Source organism: Streptomyces sp. NPDC040589, assembly GCF_055594445.1.
In genome coordinates this window covers 42,183-59,013 of sequence record NZ_JBVIWP010000002.1, presented here as the reverse complement: position 1 = coordinate 59,013, position 16,831 = coordinate 42,183, and the positions used below count along the sequence as shown (strand labels likewise).

The 16,831-nt window shown below is 72.0% G+C and carries 18 protein-coding genes; 7 read left to right on the top strand and 11 right to left on the bottom strand.

Features of this window, described 5'->3' with window-relative positions; genetic code table 11:
• The first annotated feature begins 55 nt into the window (after nt 1-55).
• On the top strand, nt 56-847 hold the full coding sequence (locus ACZ58V_RS07240; RefSeq protein ID WP_471288822.1) for an alpha/beta fold hydrolase: 792 nt from the start codon (nt 56-58) through the stop codon (nt 845-847).
• A gap of 18 nt (nt 848-865) precedes the next feature.
• Here ACZ58V_RS07240 and ACZ58V_RS07235 read toward each other — a convergent pair whose 3' ends face one another.
• Nucleotides 866-1,798: a sigma-70 family RNA polymerase sigma factor gene (locus tag ACZ58V_RS07235; RefSeq protein WP_468185951.1), complete on the bottom strand. Its 933-nt coding sequence runs from the start codon at nt 1,796-1,798 to the stop codon at nt 866-868.
• A 185-nt stretch (nt 1,799-1,983) separates the two neighbouring features.
• Here ACZ58V_RS07235 and ACZ58V_RS07230 point away from each other — a divergent pair, with 185 nt between their 5' ends.
• The 3 genes from ACZ58V_RS07230 (at nt 1,984) to ACZ58V_RS07220 (ending at nt 4,553) form a co-directional block, all read left to right on the top strand.
• Nucleotides 1,984-2,229, top strand: a complete 246-nt coding sequence (locus ACZ58V_RS07230; RefSeq protein WP_234845748.1) for a hypothetical protein — start codon at nt 1,984-1,986, stop codon at nt 2,227-2,229.
• A 3-nt stretch (nt 2,230-2,232) separates the two neighbouring features.
• Complete coding sequence (locus ACZ58V_RS07225; protein ID WP_193481257.1) at nt 2,233-2,610, top strand: toxin Doc; 378 nt, start codon at nt 2,233-2,235, stop codon at nt 2,608-2,610.
• A 314-nt stretch (nt 2,611-2,924) separates the two neighbouring features.
• Complete coding sequence (locus tag ACZ58V_RS07220) at nt 2,925-4,553, top strand: RICIN domain-containing protein (protein WP_471288818.1); 1,629 nt, start codon at nt 2,925-2,927, stop codon at nt 4,551-4,553.
• 40 nt (nt 4,554-4,593) lie between these two features.
• Here ACZ58V_RS07220 and ACZ58V_RS07215 read toward each other — a convergent pair whose 3' ends face one another.
• The 4 genes from ACZ58V_RS07215 to ACZ58V_RS07200 form a co-directional block, all read right to left on the bottom strand.
• Entirely contained in the window at nt 4,594-5,763 is a 1,170-nt protein-coding gene (locus tag ACZ58V_RS07215; protein ID WP_471288814.1) for a lactate 2-monooxygenase, read from the bottom strand.
• A 77-nt stretch (nt 5,764-5,840) separates the two neighbouring features.
• Entirely contained in the window at nt 5,841-6,533 is a 693-nt protein-coding gene (locus tag ACZ58V_RS07210; RefSeq protein ID WP_471288812.1) for an alpha/beta fold hydrolase, read from the bottom strand.
• Nucleotides 6,530-8,158: a purine-cytosine permease family protein gene (locus ACZ58V_RS07205; RefSeq protein WP_471288810.1), complete on the bottom strand. Its 1,629-nt coding sequence runs from the start codon at nt 8,156-8,158 to the stop codon at nt 6,530-6,532. Before ACZ58V_RS07205 ends, ACZ58V_RS07210 begins: the two co-directional genes overlap by 4 nt.
• Before the next feature lie 206 nt (nt 8,159-8,364).
• Nucleotides 8,365-8,922: a hypothetical protein gene (locus tag ACZ58V_RS07200; protein ID WP_468185964.1), complete on the bottom strand. Its 558-nt coding sequence runs from the start codon at nt 8,920-8,922 to the stop codon at nt 8,365-8,367.
• A gap of 324 nt (nt 8,923-9,246) precedes the next feature.
• Here ACZ58V_RS07200 and ACZ58V_RS07195 point away from each other — a divergent pair, with 324 nt between their 5' ends.
• Nucleotides 9,247-9,681, top strand: coding sequence for a protease inhibitor (locus ACZ58V_RS07195; RefSeq protein ID WP_471288807.1), 435 nt, complete (start codon nt 9,247-9,249; stop codon nt 9,679-9,681).
• A gap of 150 nt (nt 9,682-9,831) precedes the next feature.
• On the opposite strand, the gene ACZ58V_RS07190 is transcribed toward ACZ58V_RS07195, so the two are convergent.
• From ACZ58V_RS07190 to ACZ58V_RS07170, 5 genes are read right to left on the bottom strand one after another with little or no spacing between them, the layout of a single operon-like run.
• Complete coding sequence (locus tag ACZ58V_RS07190; protein ID WP_468185970.1) at nt 9,832-10,038, bottom strand: CDGSH iron-sulfur domain-containing protein; 207 nt, start codon at nt 10,036-10,038, stop codon at nt 9,832-9,834.
• Entirely contained in the window at nt 10,019-10,672 is a 654-nt protein-coding gene (locus tag ACZ58V_RS07185) for a HemK2/MTQ2 family protein methyltransferase (protein WP_468185972.1), read from the bottom strand. Before ACZ58V_RS07185 ends, ACZ58V_RS07190 begins: the two co-directional genes overlap by 20 nt.
• Nucleotides 10,673-10,693: 21 nt before the next feature.
• The gene (locus ACZ58V_RS07180; RefSeq protein ID WP_468185975.1) at nt 10,694-11,707 is read right to left on the bottom strand and encodes an iron-containing redox enzyme family protein; all 1,014 of its coding nucleotides are present in this window, start codon (nt 11,705-11,707) and stop codon (nt 10,694-10,696) included.
• A 41-nt stretch (nt 11,708-11,748) separates the two neighbouring features.
• Nucleotides 11,749-11,937 (bottom strand): hypothetical protein, encoded by a 189-nt coding sequence (locus tag ACZ58V_RS07175; protein ID WP_471288804.1) that lies wholly within the window; start codon nt 11,935-11,937, stop codon nt 11,749-11,751.
• Between the two features lie 46 nt (nt 11,938-11,983).
• Nucleotides 11,984-12,994, bottom strand: coding sequence for a Ppx/GppA family phosphatase (locus ACZ58V_RS07170; protein ID WP_471288801.1), 1,011 nt, complete (start codon nt 12,992-12,994; stop codon nt 11,984-11,986).
• 134 nt (nt 12,995-13,128) lie between these two features.
• Here ACZ58V_RS07170 and ACZ58V_RS07165 point away from each other — a divergent pair, with 134 nt between their 5' ends.
• Together ACZ58V_RS07165 and ACZ58V_RS07160 are read left to right on the top strand one after the other, a co-directional pair.
• The gene (locus ACZ58V_RS07165) at nt 13,129-13,470 is read left to right on the top strand and encodes an ArsR/SmtB family transcription factor (protein ID WP_399022503.1); all 342 of its coding nucleotides are present in this window, start codon (nt 13,129-13,131) and stop codon (nt 13,468-13,470) included.
• Between the two features lie 6 nt (nt 13,471-13,476).
• Nucleotides 13,477-14,004 (top strand): SRPBCC family protein, encoded by a 528-nt coding sequence (locus ACZ58V_RS07160; protein ID WP_468185985.1) that lies wholly within the window; start codon nt 13,477-13,479, stop codon nt 14,002-14,004.
• A gap of 4 nt (nt 14,005-14,008) precedes the next feature.
• Here ACZ58V_RS07160 and ACZ58V_RS07155 read toward each other — a convergent pair whose 3' ends face one another.
• Nucleotides 14,009-16,831 (bottom strand): NHLP bacteriocin export ABC transporter permease/ATPase subunit, encoded by a 2,823-nt coding sequence (locus tag ACZ58V_RS07155; RefSeq protein ID WP_471288798.1) that lies wholly within the window; start codon nt 16,829-16,831, stop codon nt 14,009-14,011.

Genomic DNA, 16,831 nt, shown 5'->3' with positions numbered 1-16,831 from the left:
TGCCGGGGGAGTCCGCCGACAGGACGTCTCCGGCACCCGCGCGTAGCCTGGTCACATGCACGCGGTGCGGGTAGACGGCGTCGAGGTCGCCTACGACCGGGCGGGCTCGGGCCCGCCCCTGGTGCTCGTGCACGGCGCCACCGCGGACGCCCGCCTCTGGCGTGGCCAGGTCGCCGACCTGGCCGACGCGTTCACCGTGGTCGCCTGGGACGAACCGGGGACCGGCCGCTCCTCCGACGTACCGCCCTCCTTCACCCTCGCCGACTACGCCCGCTGCCTGGCGGCGGTCGTCAAGGACGTGGGCCTCGGCCCGGCCCATGTCCTCGGCCTGTCCTGGGGCGGGACCATCGTGCTGGAGCTCTACCGGCACCACTCCGATCTCGTCAGGACGCTGCTCCTCGTCGACACCTACGCCGGCTGGAAGGGCTCGCTGCCCGCGGCCGAGGTACGGGCACGGGTCGAGGGGGCCGAGCGGCTGCTCGCGGTCCCGGCCGAGGACTTCGCGCCGACCATGCCCGGCCTGTTCGCGGGCGCGCCACCCGCCGAAGCCGTACGCCTGCTGTCCGTGATGTCGGCCGACACACGCCCCCAGACCATGCGGACCGAGCTCACCGTCATGGCCGAGGCCGACCAGCGCGACCTGCTGCCCAGGATCACGGTGCCGACGCTCCTGCTCTGGGGCGAGCTCGACACGCGCTCCCCGGTGGAGCAGGTCGCCCACCCGTTCCTGGCGGCGATCCCGCACGCCACGCTGGTCGTGCTGCCGGGCATCGGGCACCTCAGCAACATCGAAGCCCCGGAGGCCTTCAACCGGACGGTCCGGGAGTTCTGCCGTGCCCGTTCCTGAGCGGCCGGCCCCGGACGCCTACGCCTCCCCCTTGGGCACATGGGCGAGCTTGTCCGGATTGGCCACGACATAGATGCCGCGCACCCGGTCGCCCTCCGGAGTGAGGTCCAGCACCAGGACGGCGAACGGCGCGTCCCCGTCGAACAGCACGGCGGCGTCGTCGCCGTTGACGCGGCGGTAGCGCCAGACGGGGTTGCGCGGACCGCCGCGCCCGGAGGTGAGCAGGCGGGCCACCTTGTCCCGGCCGTGCACCGGGCGCAGGCTCGCCGGCTTGCGTTTGCCGCCGGCGTCCGTCCACGCCGTGACGTCCGGCGCGAGGACCTCCATCAGCGCGGCGATGTCCCCGCCGAGCGCCGCCCGCACGAACCGCTCGGTCGCCTCCCGCCGCACCCGCGGATGCGCCTCGTACCGCGGCCGCCGCGCGTGCACATGCTCCCGGGCCCGGTGCGCCAACTGCCGTACGGCGGCGGGGGAGCGGTCGATGACCTCCGCGATCTCGGCGTGCGGGTAGCCGAACACCTCGCCCAGGACGAACACGGCCCTCTCCAGCGGGGTCAGCGACTCCAGGACGACCAGCATGGCAAGCGACACCGACTCGGAGCGCAGGGCGGGCCCGTCGGCGGTCTCGGCCTCGCCCTCGGCGACCAGGGGCTCGGGCAGCCACTCGCCGACGTATGTCTCCCGCCTGCGGCTGATCGTGGCACGGCGGCGCAGCGCGTGGTTGACCGCCGCCCGCACGAGATAGGCGCGGGGGTTGTCGACGCCGGCCAGGGGAGCGCCGCCGCCGCGGGCCGTCCAGGACAGCCAGGTCTCCTGCAGGACGTCCTCGGTGTCGGCGACACTGCCGAGCATGTTGTAGACGACGCCGAACAGCAGCTCGCGATGGTCGACGAACACCCCGGTCGCCTCGTCGGCCGGGGCGTCGGTGCCGGGTGCGGTGATCTCGGTCATGCGTGGTCCTCCCAGAGACGCGTCACCACTGGGACCCGGTTGGGGTCCCGGAATGTGACATCGCCGGGGTGTCATGTGACGCAGGTCTCGGCGGCCGGTCGGCGGGCACCGCTGCCCGGTACCGTCTGATTCCTCTCTGACCTGGTGATATTTACGAGTCAGTACCCGAGCGGTACCTTGAAGGCATGCCAGCTCTCAACGTGGAGTTCAGCGACCGCGAGCTTGAGGACCTGCGGCAGATCGCCAAGGAACGCGGTACATCGATGAAGGCGCTCGTGCGGGAGGCGGCCGCGGCCGACATAGCGCGCCACCGGGCGCTCCAGGAGGGCGCGGAGGCCTTCCGCAGGTTCTTCGCGACTCACGCCGACGAGTTCGCCGCGGCCTTCCCGGACGATGAACCGTCCGCCAAGGGCGAAGGGCGGGCCGCCTGACCGATGGCACCCGTCATCCATATCGACGTGCCCTGGCTGCTGCAGCGCCATGAGGAGGTCCTGCCGGACCAGCCCACCGTCAACGACTTCTCCGCTCTGGTCGCCGCAGTCGCCCGGCACCGCGTGGACCCGCCGCGCCTCGGGGTGAACTCCGACCCGGCCTGGCGGGCCGCCGCGCTCCTGCACACCCTCGCCGTGCTCCGGCCGCTGCCCACGGCCAACGCCCGCTTCGCCTGTGCGACGGCCGTGGCGTACATGTTCGTCAGCGGCGTCGGCATCGACCCGCCCTACGGCGCCCTCGTCGACCTCGCCCGCGATCTGATGTCCAACACGACCGACGTCTACGGCGCGGCGGACCGGCTGCGCTCCTGGCAGATCTGACCTGATTCACACAGGGCGCACGGAAATGTCGAAAACGGGTACGAGCGACGTACGTGTGTTCCCCGTTTCTGACTTTCTGTCAATGGGCCGGATGTTGCACGGGCGCCTTGTTGGTCGTGTGGGGGTTGTGCAAGAGTGAAACACGCGTGCGGGGGGAATGGCCGGGTGTCGCACGTGATTTGCAGACCGGGTCCGATTCGCCACCGATGAATTCGCACCTCCCGCGCCGCGCCGGAAAGGCTCGCACCAACCGGGCTCCTTTTTCGGCGGCAGGACTTCTGTGTGTCACCTGCGCGTGGGAAGGAACCATCTCAGTGCCCACCCCCCACCCCCCTCGTCCCCCGTATCCCCCGCCCGGCGGGGATCCCGGGGAATCCGATGAATCACTCGCCGCCCCGCTGAGAGGCAGCCCGGAGGGCGAGGTCGCCGCCCATTCCGTCGCGCTGCTGACGACGCGGCACTGGCAGCCGGTGTACGACTACGCGGTCATCTGTCTCGCCTCGTCGGCGCAGGTCGCCGCCATGGTCACCGGGACCGCCTTCCACCGGACCCTCAACCGCGTCGCCTTCGGCGACTCGGCCGTCGCGCTGCGCCCGGTCCTTCTGGTGACCGTGCGCGACACGATCCGTGAGTGGTCCGGCGACGATCGAATATCCGCCGTACTGCCGGCGCTGCAGAAACCGGCCGGAGGGCGGGGACTGCGCGCGGCGGCGTCCATGACGCCCGAAAATCGGGCACTCGCGGAGCGGGCATTCCAGGCACTTCCCGCCGCCGCGCGCTGTTTGCTCTGGCATGTCGAGGTCGAGGCAGATCCTTTAAGCGTCCCCGCAGGCCTGCTGGGCATGGATACCGACATCGCGTCGGCCGCCCTCGAACAGGCGCGTGACAAATTCCGTGAAGGTTGTGTACATGCCCATCGTGAACTCGCGCCGACCCATGATTGCCGGTTCTACAACCGCCTCCTCGACGTCCCGATCCGCCGGGGCGGCGCACTGCTGCCTGACGTGCAGCAGCATCTGGCGGAGTGCCGCTACTGCCGGAACGCGGCCGAACAACTGAGCCATTTCGAGGGCGGTCTCGGCCCGTTGATCGCCGAAGCGGTGCTCGGCTGGGGCGCGCGCCGCTACCTCGACTCGCGTCCGGGCCGGGCCTCGCACGGTACGCGCAGTGGTCGCGGCGGCCGGCGCGGCGGCGGGCGGTCCGGGAACGCGCGCCACCGTCTGCTGTCCCGGATCCCCATGCCCGCCCGCCGGGTCCCGGGCGTCCGGGTCCCGGAAGCGCTGCGGTCCTCCCGGGCACTGCTCTCGGGCGTCGGCGCGGTGTCGGCCGGGGTGCTGGCGACGGTGCTCATCATCAGCGCGTCGTCGTACGACGGCGGCCAGGCCGACCCGGCCGGCTCCAACAGCGCCGCCGGCGGCAACGGCAGCGGGTCCGCGACACCGCCGGACACGGCCGTACTGCCCACCGCACCGGGCGTGACGCGGCTGCGCAACGCGGGCGCCGACCTGTGCCTCGACATCCGGGACCTGCCGAAGGAGGGCTCGGGGGCGAAACTGGCCTCGTGCTCGACGGCGTGGACCCAGCAGTGGACGTACGAGAACGACGGGCTGCTGCGCAGCGTCGCCGATCCCGGGCTGTGCCTGGACTCGCACAAGGACGCCGGCGTCGTCGTCCTCGGCACCTGCGCCGAGGAGGATGCCGAGCGGGGCGAGGACGTGCGCTACGACCTCACCGTGCAAGGGGAGTTGCTGCCCCGCTGGGACGAGCAGCTCGCCCTCACCTCCACCGACGACGACCCGGACGCCGACATCGTCGTCAAGGTCCGCGACCGGTCCGACGAGCAGCGCTGGCAGCCGGAGCCCGTGCCCACGGCCGCGGGTTCCCTGTCGATCGCGGAGGCGGACGTCCCGACCGCACGGCAGGTGACAGGGCCGAACGGCTGAACGCCTGAGCGGTGAACTCGGCCTCGCCCCCGCCCACGCCTCAGCCCGGCTCCTCCGTCAGGTCGGCCGGACCGATCGTCGCAGGCGTGGCGTGGCCCGACAGGGCCAGGGTGAGGTCGAGTTCGGCCAGGAGGCAGCGGATGATGTGTTCGACGCCGGGCTGTCCGTCGAGGCCGAGACCGTAGACGTACGGGCGTCCGACGAGCACCGCCCGCGCGCCCAGCGCGAGGGCCTTGAAGACGTCGTCGCCGGTGCGGACGCCGCTGTCGAAGAGGACGGTGAGCCGGTCGCCGACGGCGTCCACGACCCGGGGCAGCGCGTCGGCGGCGGCCACGGACCCTGCCACCTGGCGGCCGCCGTGGTTGGAGACGACGACGCCGTCCATGCCCGCCTCCGCGGCCAGCCGCGCGTCGTCCGGGTGCAGGACGCCCTTGAGGACGATCGGGCCCTCCCAGTTCTCCCGCAGGAACGCCAGGTCCGGCCAGGACTTGGCCGGGTCGGAGAACATGCCGACGAAGTGCATCACGGCCGCGTTCGGGTCCTCGTGCACCGGCTTGGCCAGGCCCGCCTGGAAGGCCGGGTCCGAGAAGTGGTTGGCCGTGCCGACGCCGTGGAGGAAGGGCAGATACGCCTGGTCGAGATCGCGGGGCCGCCACGACAGCAGCGGTGTGTCCAGGGTGACGACGAGCACGCTGAACCCGGCCGCCTTCGCCCGGTTCAGGAAACTGCGGGCCACCTCCGGGTCCTTGGGCCAGTACAGCTGGAACCACCGCTCGGCGTCGCCCATCGCCTCGGCGACCTGCTCCATGGGCGTGCTCGACGCGGACGACAGGATGTACGGCACGCCCTGCGCGGCGGCGGCCCGGGCGGCGGCGGGTTCGGCGTCCGGGTGCATGATCGACAGCACGCCGACCGGGGCCAGCGCCAGCGGGGCGGGCAGGGCGCGGCCCAGCACCTCGACCGACAGATCCCGTTCGTGCACGTCCCGCAGCATGCGCGGCACGATCCGGCGACGCTCCAGGGCCGCCCGGTTGGCGCGGGCGGTGCTGCCGTTCCCCGCGCTGCCCGCCACATAACCGACCGGGCCGGGCCCGAGCCGCTGTTCGGTCAGCTCCTCCAGCCGGGTCAGATCGGTGGGCAGGCGGGGCACGGCACCCGTCATCCCGTTGAGGTAGATCTCGTACTGGAAGTCAGCCCAGTGCTTCGCCATGTCGTCCGTCCCGGCCTCTCGTCGCTGAGAACGCGCAGTACGCCGACCATACCGACCGGTAGGCAGGGCGGGGGTGATCAGGGTCGGGTCGCCGACTCGTGCAGGACACGAGCCAGTTCGCGCGGCCGGGAGAACATCGGCCAGTGGCCGGTGTCCATCTCGATCAGCTCCCAGCGGTCGCTCTTGAGCAGCTCCGCCACCACCGGCATCGGCTCGTCCCCGTCGAGCAGGCACTTGATGTACGTCACCGGGAGCTCGCCGAGGTCACTCCGCAGCACGGCCGGCTCGGTCGCCGTGGCGCCCGGGTGCGGGGTCGAGCCGTGCACGATCCGGGCGATCTGCTCGTCCGTCAGATCCTGTCCCGCGTACTCGGGCGCGGTGAGAGGCGGCCAGAAGCCGCTCGCGGCGATCGCCTCCCGCACCGGTTCGCTCGGCCAGCCCGAGAGGGCCGACTCGCCGTCGACCGGGACCATGGCGTCGACGAACACCACCCGGGCCGGCCGGTCGCCGATCCGCTCGGCGGCCTGCCCGACCGGGACGCCCGCGTAGCTGTGCCCGACCAGGACGACGTCCCGCGGCCCGAGCCGCTCGACCTCGTCGACGATGTCCTGGACGTGCGTCTGCTGCCCCGCGGGCAGCCCCTGTCTCTCGGCGAGGCCCGACAGCGTCACGGCATGCACGTCGTGTCCGGCCGCGCGCAGCTCGGCCGCCACCTCGTCCCACGCCCACGCCCCGAGCCAAGTCCCTGCCACCAGTACGAAATTGGTCATACCGGCAACTTAGCCGAGGGGGCTGACAGCGCCCCCTCGTCGCCGGGCCCCGTGATCGGCGGCACCGGCACTTCGACGGTCCGGGCCAGCCGGGCGCCCTCGGGGCCGTACACCGCCCGGGGTTCGGGGAACAGCCACAGCAGGGCCAGGAACAGCACCGCCGCCACGACCAGGGACAGCGGCAGGCTGATGTCGACACCGCCCGCCAGGTCGCCGAGCGGGCCGACGAACTGCCCGGGGATGTTGGTGAAGAGCACGCCGAGCACGGCCGCCACCCACCAGGCGGTCATGCCCCGCCAGTTCCAGCCGTGCGTGAACCAGTAACGGCCGCCGCGCTGACGGCGGTTGAAGACCTGGAGCGCCTCCGGGTCGTACCAGCCGCGCCGCGTCCAGTAGCCCAGCATCATCACGACCATCCACGGTGTGGTGCATGTGATGATCATCGTGGCGAAGGTCGAGATGGAGCGTACGAGGTCGAGCCCGAACCGGCCGGCGAAGATGAACGCGATCGACAACGCGCCGACCAGCAGCGTCGCCTGGACCCGGGACAGCCTCGGGAACACGGACGAGAAGTCGAGCCCGGTGCCGTACAGCGCCGTCGTGCCCGTCGCCATGCCGCCGATCAGCGCCAGCAGGCACACCGGCAGGAAGAACCAGCCCGGGGAGATCGCGAGCAGCCCGCCCACGAAGTCGGGGGCCGCCGGATCGACGTACTCCGGCGCCTTGTCCGCGATGACGCTCGCGGTCGTCAGACCGAACAGGAACGGCAGCAGCGTCGCGATCTGCGACAGGAACGCGGCCCCGACCACCCTCCGGCGCGGGGCGCTCGCCGGGATGTAGCGCGACCAGTCGCCGAGGAACGCCCCGAACGACACGGGGTTCGACAGCACGATCAGCGCCGCCCCGATGAACGACGGCCAGAACAGGTCCGTCGTCGCCGCGTCCGCCGAGTCGGTGAAGACGCCCGCGTACGACGGGTCGAAGTCACCCGCGAACGCCACCGCGCCGAGCAGGAACAGGGCGCTCGCCGAGGTCACCGCGATCTTGTTGACGAACAGCATGAACCGGAAGCCGTACACGCACACGGCGAGGACCAGCACCGCGAACAGCGCGTAGGCGACGGCGTAGGACAGGTCGTCCCGGGCGAGTCCGAAGAGCCGGTGCGCGCCGCCGACCAGGGCGTCGCCGGAGCTCCACACCGAGATGGAGAAGAAGGCGACGGCCGTCAGCAGGGACAGGAACGAGCCGACCACGCGGCCGTGCACACCGAGGTGCGCGGACGACGAGACGGCGTTGTTGGTGCCGTTGACCGGGCCGAACACCGCCATCGGACACAGGATCAGCGCGCCCGCGACGACCCCGAGGAGGGTGGCCGCGAGGCCCTGCCAGAAGGAGAGGCCGAACAGGATCGGGAAGGCGCCGAGGACGCAGGTGGAGAAGGTGTTGGCGCCGCCGAAGGCGAGCCGGAACAGGTCCAGCGGGGTCGCGGATCGCTCGGCGTCGGGGATCCGGTCGACGCCGTGGGTCTCGACCTCCGTCAGGGACGGGGGAGACGCGGCGGGGGAGGGGCGGTCGGCGTCTTCGGGACGGTCGGCGTCAGCGGGGCGTTCGGCCGGCGAGGACAAGAGGGCTCCAGCGGGGACGGGGCGGTGGAGCGCGGCGTGGCGCGGTGGCGGGGCGGACGGCCGCTCACCGGACGCGTGGGTGTGCGGCGGCGAGCGGATGCCGTCCTCATGGGGTCTGCCGACCGTAAACGATCACCGGCGGGCGACACCAGAGGACGGTTCATCCATTCTCGGCGTTCTCGCTGGACGATTCCTCCATTCCTCGGTCACTCCGCGTCGTCCGCTGGCGGTGCCTGGTCCGTCTCGGCGTCCGGCCCTTGTGCCCGCACCCGTTGCACGTGTTCGAGGGAGTCGCGCAACTCCGCGAGCCAGTCGTCCGTATGACGCTGGACCAGACGTACGCACCAGGCCAGCGCGTCGCTGCGGCTGCGGGCGACGCCGCCGGCGATCAGGGTGTCGAGGACCTGGCGCTCCGGCTGGCGCAGCCGCGTCATCACCGGCGCGGCCACGTGCGTGAACAGCGCGCGCCGCCCACCGCACTCCACGCCCCAGGACACCTTCCGGCCGAACCGGTGCTCGGCCTCCCGGGCCACGGCCATCCGGTCCTCGCGGGTGCGCTCCCGGAACTCCTGCACCCGGCTTTCCAGCGCCGCCTCCCGTTCGGCGTCCGGAGCGTCCTCCGCCAGCCGGGGTTCGGGGATGCGGCCGATCACGGTGATCTCCTCGCGGTCGACCGTGAGCTCGGTCAGTTCCTCGAAGAGGTCGTCGGGAAGGCGGCCGGCGAACCAGCCGCGCAGCTTCTCTCGCTGCTCTTTCGTAATCATGTAATGACGATTACTCGACCTGAGCATGAACACAAGGGGTTGCGAAGTGGTCGGCTGAGAGCGGAATCGGAATGTTTCAGGCCTATTAACGAGCAGCTGGAAACCAGCCATCTGGCCGCATCGTGCCCCCGGAGGCCGTGCGGTTACGGGCTTCATCCGTCCGGATTCCGTAACTTCACGCCACTGATTCAATACGCAATGTTACTGAAACCAGTGGGGTCGATGTGTGTTTCGGCGGTGGACTCGGCAGACTCGCGCTCGCCGATCCGGCACCGAACGAGCATGGATCGGCACACCCTGTAATCGAGCGGAAGGATGCACACAATGCGGAACACCGCGCGCTGGGCCATGACCCTCGGCCTGACGGCCACCGCCGTCTGCGGACCCCTCTCCGGGGCCGCGCTCGCCAGTCCGGGTCAGGCCCCCACCGCGCTCTACGCCCCGTCGGCCCTCGTACTCACGGTGGGCCACGGTGAGAGCGCGATCGCCGTGACCCCGGAACGCGCGGTCACCTTGACCTGTGCCCCGAAGCCCGGCGGCACGCACCCGGTCGCCGGCTCGGCCTGTACGGAACTGCGGGGCGTCGGCGGCAACATCGACGCCCTGACCGCCCGGGACGGAGTGATGTGCACCAAGCAGTACGACCCCGTGGTCATCACCGTCGACGGTGTCTGGCAGGGCCAGAGGGTCTCCTATGAGCGCACCTTCTCCAACGAGTGCGTGAAGAACGCCCACGGTTCGGGCCTCTTCGCGTTCTGAGACCGGGATCGCGCAGTTCCCGTGAAGTAGACGGCCCGTTGCTGGGGAGCCGGGTTGTCGTCGCGGGGAGCGATCTCGTACAAGGGGGCCGGCGGGCGGAGTGGGGCCGCCCGTCGGCCCCTGGGCGTTGCACGTGGCCGGGTCTCCGGGTCACGCCCGGTCGCGGTGGCTCGTGTCGCACCACGGGTAGCGGCGGCTGCGGCGGCAGGTACACAAAGCTACGCGGAAGCGGTCGGAGCGGACGACGGAGCCGTCCTCCAGTTCCACCTCCACCGGGCCCTCCACCAGGAGCGGGCCCTTGTGCCGGACGGTGACGCGCCTCGGCGGCGCGGACCGGTCAGACGGGGAGTTCGGCACGGACGACCACCAGCTCTTCCTTGTTCTCGGTGGCGGGCAGCAGCCCCCGCTGCCGCAGCCAGCGTTCCCGGCCGCGCAGGACCGGCCCGAACGCGATCCGGTGCCGGCGGGTCACCGCGGCCTTCAGGCCGGACGCGCGCAGTCGCCCGACGGTCAGCTCCGGGTCGCTCAGCGCCGACTGCACGAGCAGGAGCACCCCACCCGGACGCAGCAGCGCGGGCGCCTCCCGGCAGATCCGGTCGACGACCAGTCGTCCGTCACCGCCCGCGTCCCAGGCACGGGCCGAACCACGCGGCTCCCTGTCGCCCTGCGGGGACGGCACGTACGGCGGATTGGCCAGGATCAGATCGAACGACTCTCCGCGCACGGGATCGAAGAGGTTCCCGTGCCGGATGCGGAGGGGGAGTCCCGCCAGCCGGGCGTTCAGCCGCGCGGCCCACACGGCGCCCCGGGACACGTCCACGGCGGTCACACGCGGACCGCGGCGCGCGGCCTCCAGTGCCAGGGCGCCGGTCCCGGTGCCGACGTCGAGGACCTCCGCGCCCGGGGGCAGCGGCTCGTCGGACAGGGCGCCCGCCAGCAGCTCGGTGTCGTCCTGCGGGGCGTAGACGCCCGGGGGTGCCAGTGGATTCACGCCGCTCGGGTACCCCGGCCGTCAGGAGATATGGGTTATCTCGTGAGTAAGCGGTGCATACAGTGACGAATGTGACGCACGCCAGTCGGTGAGCAGCCGGGCGCCGAAGCGGTCTTCGGTGAACTCGGTGGCGGCGATCCCGAAGGCGACATCGGGGGAGAGGTGCGGCTCCCACTCCAGCAGACCGCCGATGACGTCGTGGCGCACCACCTGCTCGTGGACCGCGTCGGCCTCGACGTGCTCGTCGTAGAAGTGCTCGGCCGCGGGCCCCGCGCCCGTGCGGCGCATCGCCTCGGCGAGCCGCCGCGACCCCGGGGACGAGGTGATCTCGACCGTCGCGAAATGGCCGACCAGGGCACCCCTGAGGGCCCGGTGCAGGCCGAAGAGGGACATGAGGTTCACCGTGACCAGGGCCTCGGCGGTCGCCGCGTCGAGATAGCGGCCGTACGTGGGGTCCAGGCCCAGGTCCGTCATCAGGTCGGCGAACAGCCGTGCGTGCACGCGGTCGGCGCGGCCGCCGCCCCACTCGTCGAACTCGACCGCCGCCATCGCCGCCTTCGCCCGGCCCCACAACCGCGGCAGCACCCAGGCGTGCGGGTCGGCCTCCTTGAGGTGGTACAGGGAGCGCTGGGCCGCGTACTCGCGCACCTGCCACAGCTCGCCCTCGTCCCGCAGGAAGTACGAGACGCCCGTGCCGTGGACGGGCTCGACCAGCAGACCGCGCAGCGCCTCGTCCACGCTGCCGTGCACCCGGGCGTCGGCGCGCAGCGAGGACAGGAAGCGTTGCTCCAGGGCCGCTCGGGTGCGCAGCAGGTCGGGATCCCACTCCAGCTCCGGGGTCACGCCCGCGAAGCCGCGGTAGTGCAGTTCGTAGCACAGGTACAGGGCGAGCTGCAGGTCGTCGCCGTACACCTGGGCCCGTTCGATTTCCTCGCGGCGGGGCAGCCGGCCCGCGCCCCGCAGATACGCCTCGACACGCCTGCTCAGCGCTCCGCGCGGGAGGGGCAGGGGCGGTCCGTCGCGGTCGTGCTCCATGCGCGCCGGGTACCCGGCCGGAGCCCGGTCACCCGCCCGCGTCACTCTCCCTCGGACTCCTCCTGCGCGCGCTCGTTCGGTGTGATGGCATCGCCGGCCTCACCCCGGTGGCGTCGCCGCCCGGCGGAGTCCTCGGTGCGGTTCTCGGCGTCCTCGATCTCGCGCAGGACCTCCTCGAGCGCCGTCTCGGGCTGCTTGTCGGAGGCGTCGCGGTTGTTGTCCTGGGGCATCGGGGTCTCCTTCCCGCGTTCGGTTTGTCGGTTCCGTCCGCCGTGCTCAGTTGGCCGCGGCGGCGGCGATGCGCAGCGGCACCGGGTCAGGAGGGGCGGTCTCCTCGTTGTGGCGGGTGACCTCCGCCCACCAGGACGGGCCGTCCTCGATGTGGCGCAGCAACACGCCCTCGCGGATCGCCCAGGGGCAGACCGTGACGGCCCTGATGCCGGTCAGCTTCATCGCGGTGTGCGCGACCACCGCGCCGGCCAGGCTCTGCGCGGCCCGCGGCGCGGAGATGCCGGGCAGGCGCGTGCGTTCGGCGGCGGGCAGGGCGGCCAGCGTCGTGATCGCCTCCCGCAGCCCCGCGCGGTGCAGTTCCCGGTCCACGAACGGGCCGTGGCGTCCGGGTGCGGCGCCGCACAGCCGGCCCAGCTGCTGGAACGTGCGGGAGGTGGCGACCGCGGTGCGCGGGCCCTCCCAGCGGATCCGCGCCGCGACGTCCCGCAGCTGATGGCGGACCCTGCGGCGCAGCGCCCGGACCCGATCCGGCGACGGCGGGTCCTCGTCCTCGAAGAACTCGTGGGTGAGCCGCCCCGCGCCCAGCGGCAGCGACGCCACGAAGTCGGGCAACCGGCCGCGCCCGAAGGCGACTTCGAGTGAGCCGCCGCCGATGTCGAGCAGGGCGAGCGGCCCCGACCGCCAGCCCATCCAGCGCCGGGCCCCGAGAAACGTCAGCTCGGCCTCGACCTCACCCGGCAGGGTGCACAGCTCCACGCCGGTACGGGCCCGGACGGTGTGCAACACCTCCTGCCGGTTCGGCGCGTTGCGCACCACGGCGGTCGCGAAGGCGAGCGGGCCGGCCGCGCCCCACCGGGTGGCGGTCCTGCCCGCCTCGGTGACCGCGTCGACGAGTTGTCCGACCGCCTGCTCAGGGATGGGTTCCCCCGGTGTGACCTGTTCGGACAGCCTGAGTCGCCACTTCGAGGTGTGCACCGGCAGCGGCACACCGTTCTGAGCGTCCGAGACGACGAGTCTGACCGTCTTCGATCCCACATCCACCACGCTGATTCGCATGGGGCGGAGGTACCCAATTACGCGGCGGAGCAACGGAAGTGTGCGCGGAGTGCGGCGAAGTCACGCCACCGGACACGGGGCCCCTGTGGTTATATTCCTTGACTGGAATATAACGGCAGAGGCATATTGGAGGCATGTCCGACGCCGCCCTCTGGACCGCCCTCGCCGACCCCCACCGGCGGGCCATCGTCGCGCTGCTCCTGGAGCGGCCCCGGGCCGTCGGTGAGATCGTCGAGGCGTGCGGACTGAGCCAGCCGAGCACCTCGAAGCACCTGAAAGTGCTGCGGGAGGCAGGCCTCGTCCGGGTGCGGCAGGACGCGCAGCGCCGCGTCTACGCCCTCGACCCCGGCCCGATCGCCGCACTCGACGCCTGGCTCGCCCCGTACCGCGAGCTCTGGAACGAGAGCCTCGACGCGCTGGGCCGCCGACTCGACGAGACGCCGGACACCACGGAACCACCCACACCGAAGGACTGATCCGCCATGGCAGCCGAACTCACCGGCACCTATCTGACCCTGGACGACGGCCGCCCCGCCGTCCGCTTCAGCCGCACCTACGACCATCCCGTCGACCGCGTCTGGCAGTTCGTGACCGACCCGGACGAACTGGAGCGCTGGTTCCCCTCCCGCGCCGAGATCGAGCTGCGCCCCGGCGGCACGGTCAGGTTCAGCGGCGACCCGCACATGGCGGACGCCACGGGCCGGGTCATCGCCGTCGACGCGCCCCGGCACCTGTCGTTCGAGTGGGGCGGGGACGAACTGCGCTTCGACCTGGAGGAGACCGAGGACAAGCGCACCCGCCTCACGCTCACCAACGTCCTCCAAGCCCAGGATTCCGCCGCCCGCAACGGCGCCGGCTGGGAGGTGTGCCTGAGCGCACTGGACGCCAGGGCGCGCGGCGAGCGGACCGCCGGTCCGCATGCCGGGGCCGACGCGCCCTGGCGGGAGCTGTACGCCGCCTACGTCGCGGCCGGGGTGCCCTCCGGCGCCCCCGTGCCGGGACTGGACTGACCTCTCACGCCATCTGCCGCCGCACCAGCTCGTGCAGCCGGCCGCTGGTGTCGGCGAGCAGCCGGTCGGGCGGGCCCTGCTGGATGACCTTGCCGTCCTCCATCACCACGACCCGGTCGGCGTCCATCACGGTGGACAGCCGGTGCGCGATGACGACCCGGCTGGCGTTGAGCGCCTTGGTGCTCTCGATGACCGTGCGCTGGGTCTCGTTGTCGAGGGCACTGGTCGCCTCGTCGAAGAACAGGATGCGCGGCCGGCGGATCAGCGCCTGCGCGATCATCAGCCGCTGGCGCTGGCCGCCGGAGACGGCGCCGCTGCCCGAGACGATGGTGTGCAGGCCCATCGGCATCCGCTTGATGTCCTCGGCGAGGCCCGCCATCTCGGCCGCCGCCATCGCCTCCTCCGGCGTGTACGGCTCGGTGCCGCAGATGACGTCCAGGATCGAGCCGGTGAACGGCTGCGCGTGCTGGAGCACCACACCGCACTGGCGGCGCACCGCCGACTGGTCGAGGGCCCCCAGATCCTGCCCGTCGTACAGCACACTGCCCGACAGCGGCCGGTCGAAGCCGATCAGCAGGCGCAGCAGCGTCGACTTGCCGCAGCCGCTGGGGCCGACGACCGCGACGAACTCGCCCGGCTTCACCTCGAACGACACGTCGTCAAGGATCAGCGGACCGTCGTCCGAGTACCGGAAGGACACCCGCCGCGCCTCGATCGCGCCGGACAGCGGACCCGGCCGGGTGCTCGCCGTGCGCACCTCCGGCGTCGCGTCCAGCACCGGCCTGATCTCCTCGAACAACGGCAGCGCGGCCACCGCGGAGACGAACGAGCCGGTCAGCTGCGTGACGGAGGTCAGCACCATCGTCACCGAGGTGTTGAAGGTGAGGAACGCGGCCGCCGACATCGAGCCCCGGGCCGGGCCGGCGAGCAGCATGAACATCAGCAGCGTGCACAGCGGCAGATACACCGCGCCCAGCACCGCCGAGAGGTTCTTGATGCGGCCGACCTTCTGCTGGAGCTCCCGGCTGCGCGCGAACTCCGACGCCCACGCGGCGTACGCGTAGTTCTCGGCGGCGGCCACCCGCAGCTTGGGCAGGCCGCGCAGGGTCTGGAACGCCTGGTTGTTCAGCTTGTTGGAGAGCACGACCAGCCGCCGCTGCCAGCGCACCTGCCACAGTCCCAGCCCCAGGAACACGGCCGCGATGACGACGAGCATGCCGATCGCGGCCATCGCCATCGGCACGCTGAACCACAGCAGCAGCCCCAGGTTCATCGCCCCGATGGTCACCGACTGGGCGACCGTCGGCCCGACCCCCGCCAGCAGCCGGCGGATCGAGCTGATGCCCATGGCCGCGCTGGCCAACTCGCCGGTGGAGCGCTCGGTGAAGAACCGCGTCGGCAGTCTCAGCAGCCGGTCCCACACGGCCGGCTGGAGCGTGGCCTCGATCCGGCCCTCGATCCGCAGGATGGTGAGGTTCTGCAACAGCATGAAGGCCGCCGCCACCACGCTGCTGAGCATCACCGCCAGGCACACCTGCACGATCAGTTCCGTCTGGGCCTTCGGCACGAACTCGCCGAGCACCTTGCCGGTGGCGACGGGCACCAGTGCGCCGATCGCCACCGTGACCAGGCCGCTGAGCAGCAGACCGGTCAGGTCGCCGCGCATGCCCTGCATACAGAACCGCAGCAGCCCCAGCGGACTGAGCCCCCGCTCGGGCAGCGGACGGTAGAACATCACCGCACGCGGCTCGAACTCGTCGGCGTTGGCCTTCTCGACGGGCGTCTCACGGCCGGTCGACGGATGGACGGCGACATATCCGCCGCGCCGCCACAGCAACGCCACCGGCGCGCCCGACAGGGCCCGGTGGCCGACCAGCGGCCCTACGTTGTCCCGCCACCAGCGGCCGTCCAGGCGCACGGCCCGGGTGCGGACGCGGGAGGCCAGGGCGACCTGCTCGACCGGGTCGAGGCGGTCGCCGCCGGTGCCCTTCTGCGTGGGCTCGGCGAGTCTGATCCCGGCCGCCTGGCCGACCAGCTTGCAGGCCGCGTAGGAGGCGTCGGCATCGGCCGAGGTGGTCCGCTTCGACGACCGCTTGCCGATGGAGGCGAGCAGCGTCTGGTCGGCCTGGGCGCGGACCGCCTCGCCGGCCTTGATGCCCTCGGCCGTGCGCGTCTCGTGGGTGCGCTCCAGCTGCTCGATCCAGCGGTCCAGCGTGGTCAGCAGCCGGTACTGCTGGTCGACCATGCTCTGCCACAGACCCGGGTCCATCAGCAGGTCGGCCGCGGCCTCCGCGCCGTACAGCGAGCCGTACTGCACGCTGCCCGGCGGCACCTGCATCCAGAACACGTCGTCGTCGGTCGGCGCCGCGGCCCGCTCGGTCGCCATCGGCGCCTGGAACAGGATGGACAGACTGCGGCCGACGCCCAGTGCGAGCGCGTACTCCAGCGGACTCGTCGTCGGAGGCACGTACTGCGGATTGCCGTACTCGTCGTACGACCAGGTCGCGGTGTCGGCGGGCTGGTACAGCTCGCGCAGGCCGATGCGGTGCACCACGCAGTCCCGCAGCGGGCGGGCCACCAGCGTGTGCTGCGGGCCCGGCACCGGGCCGAGTACCAGCGAGCCGGCCTCAAGCCGGCCGAGGTGGTGCCAGTGGCCCTGCTGGCCGGCGTCCACCGCGAACAGGTCGACGGCTCCCGCCGCGACCAGCCACAGCACCTGCGGGCCCTCCAGGTCGAGACGGTTGAACCCGGCGCAGTCGATGCGCGAGCCCATCTGCCCGAAGGCGCCCAGGACGAGGTCACCCTCATGTCCCTGAACGGTCGTCAT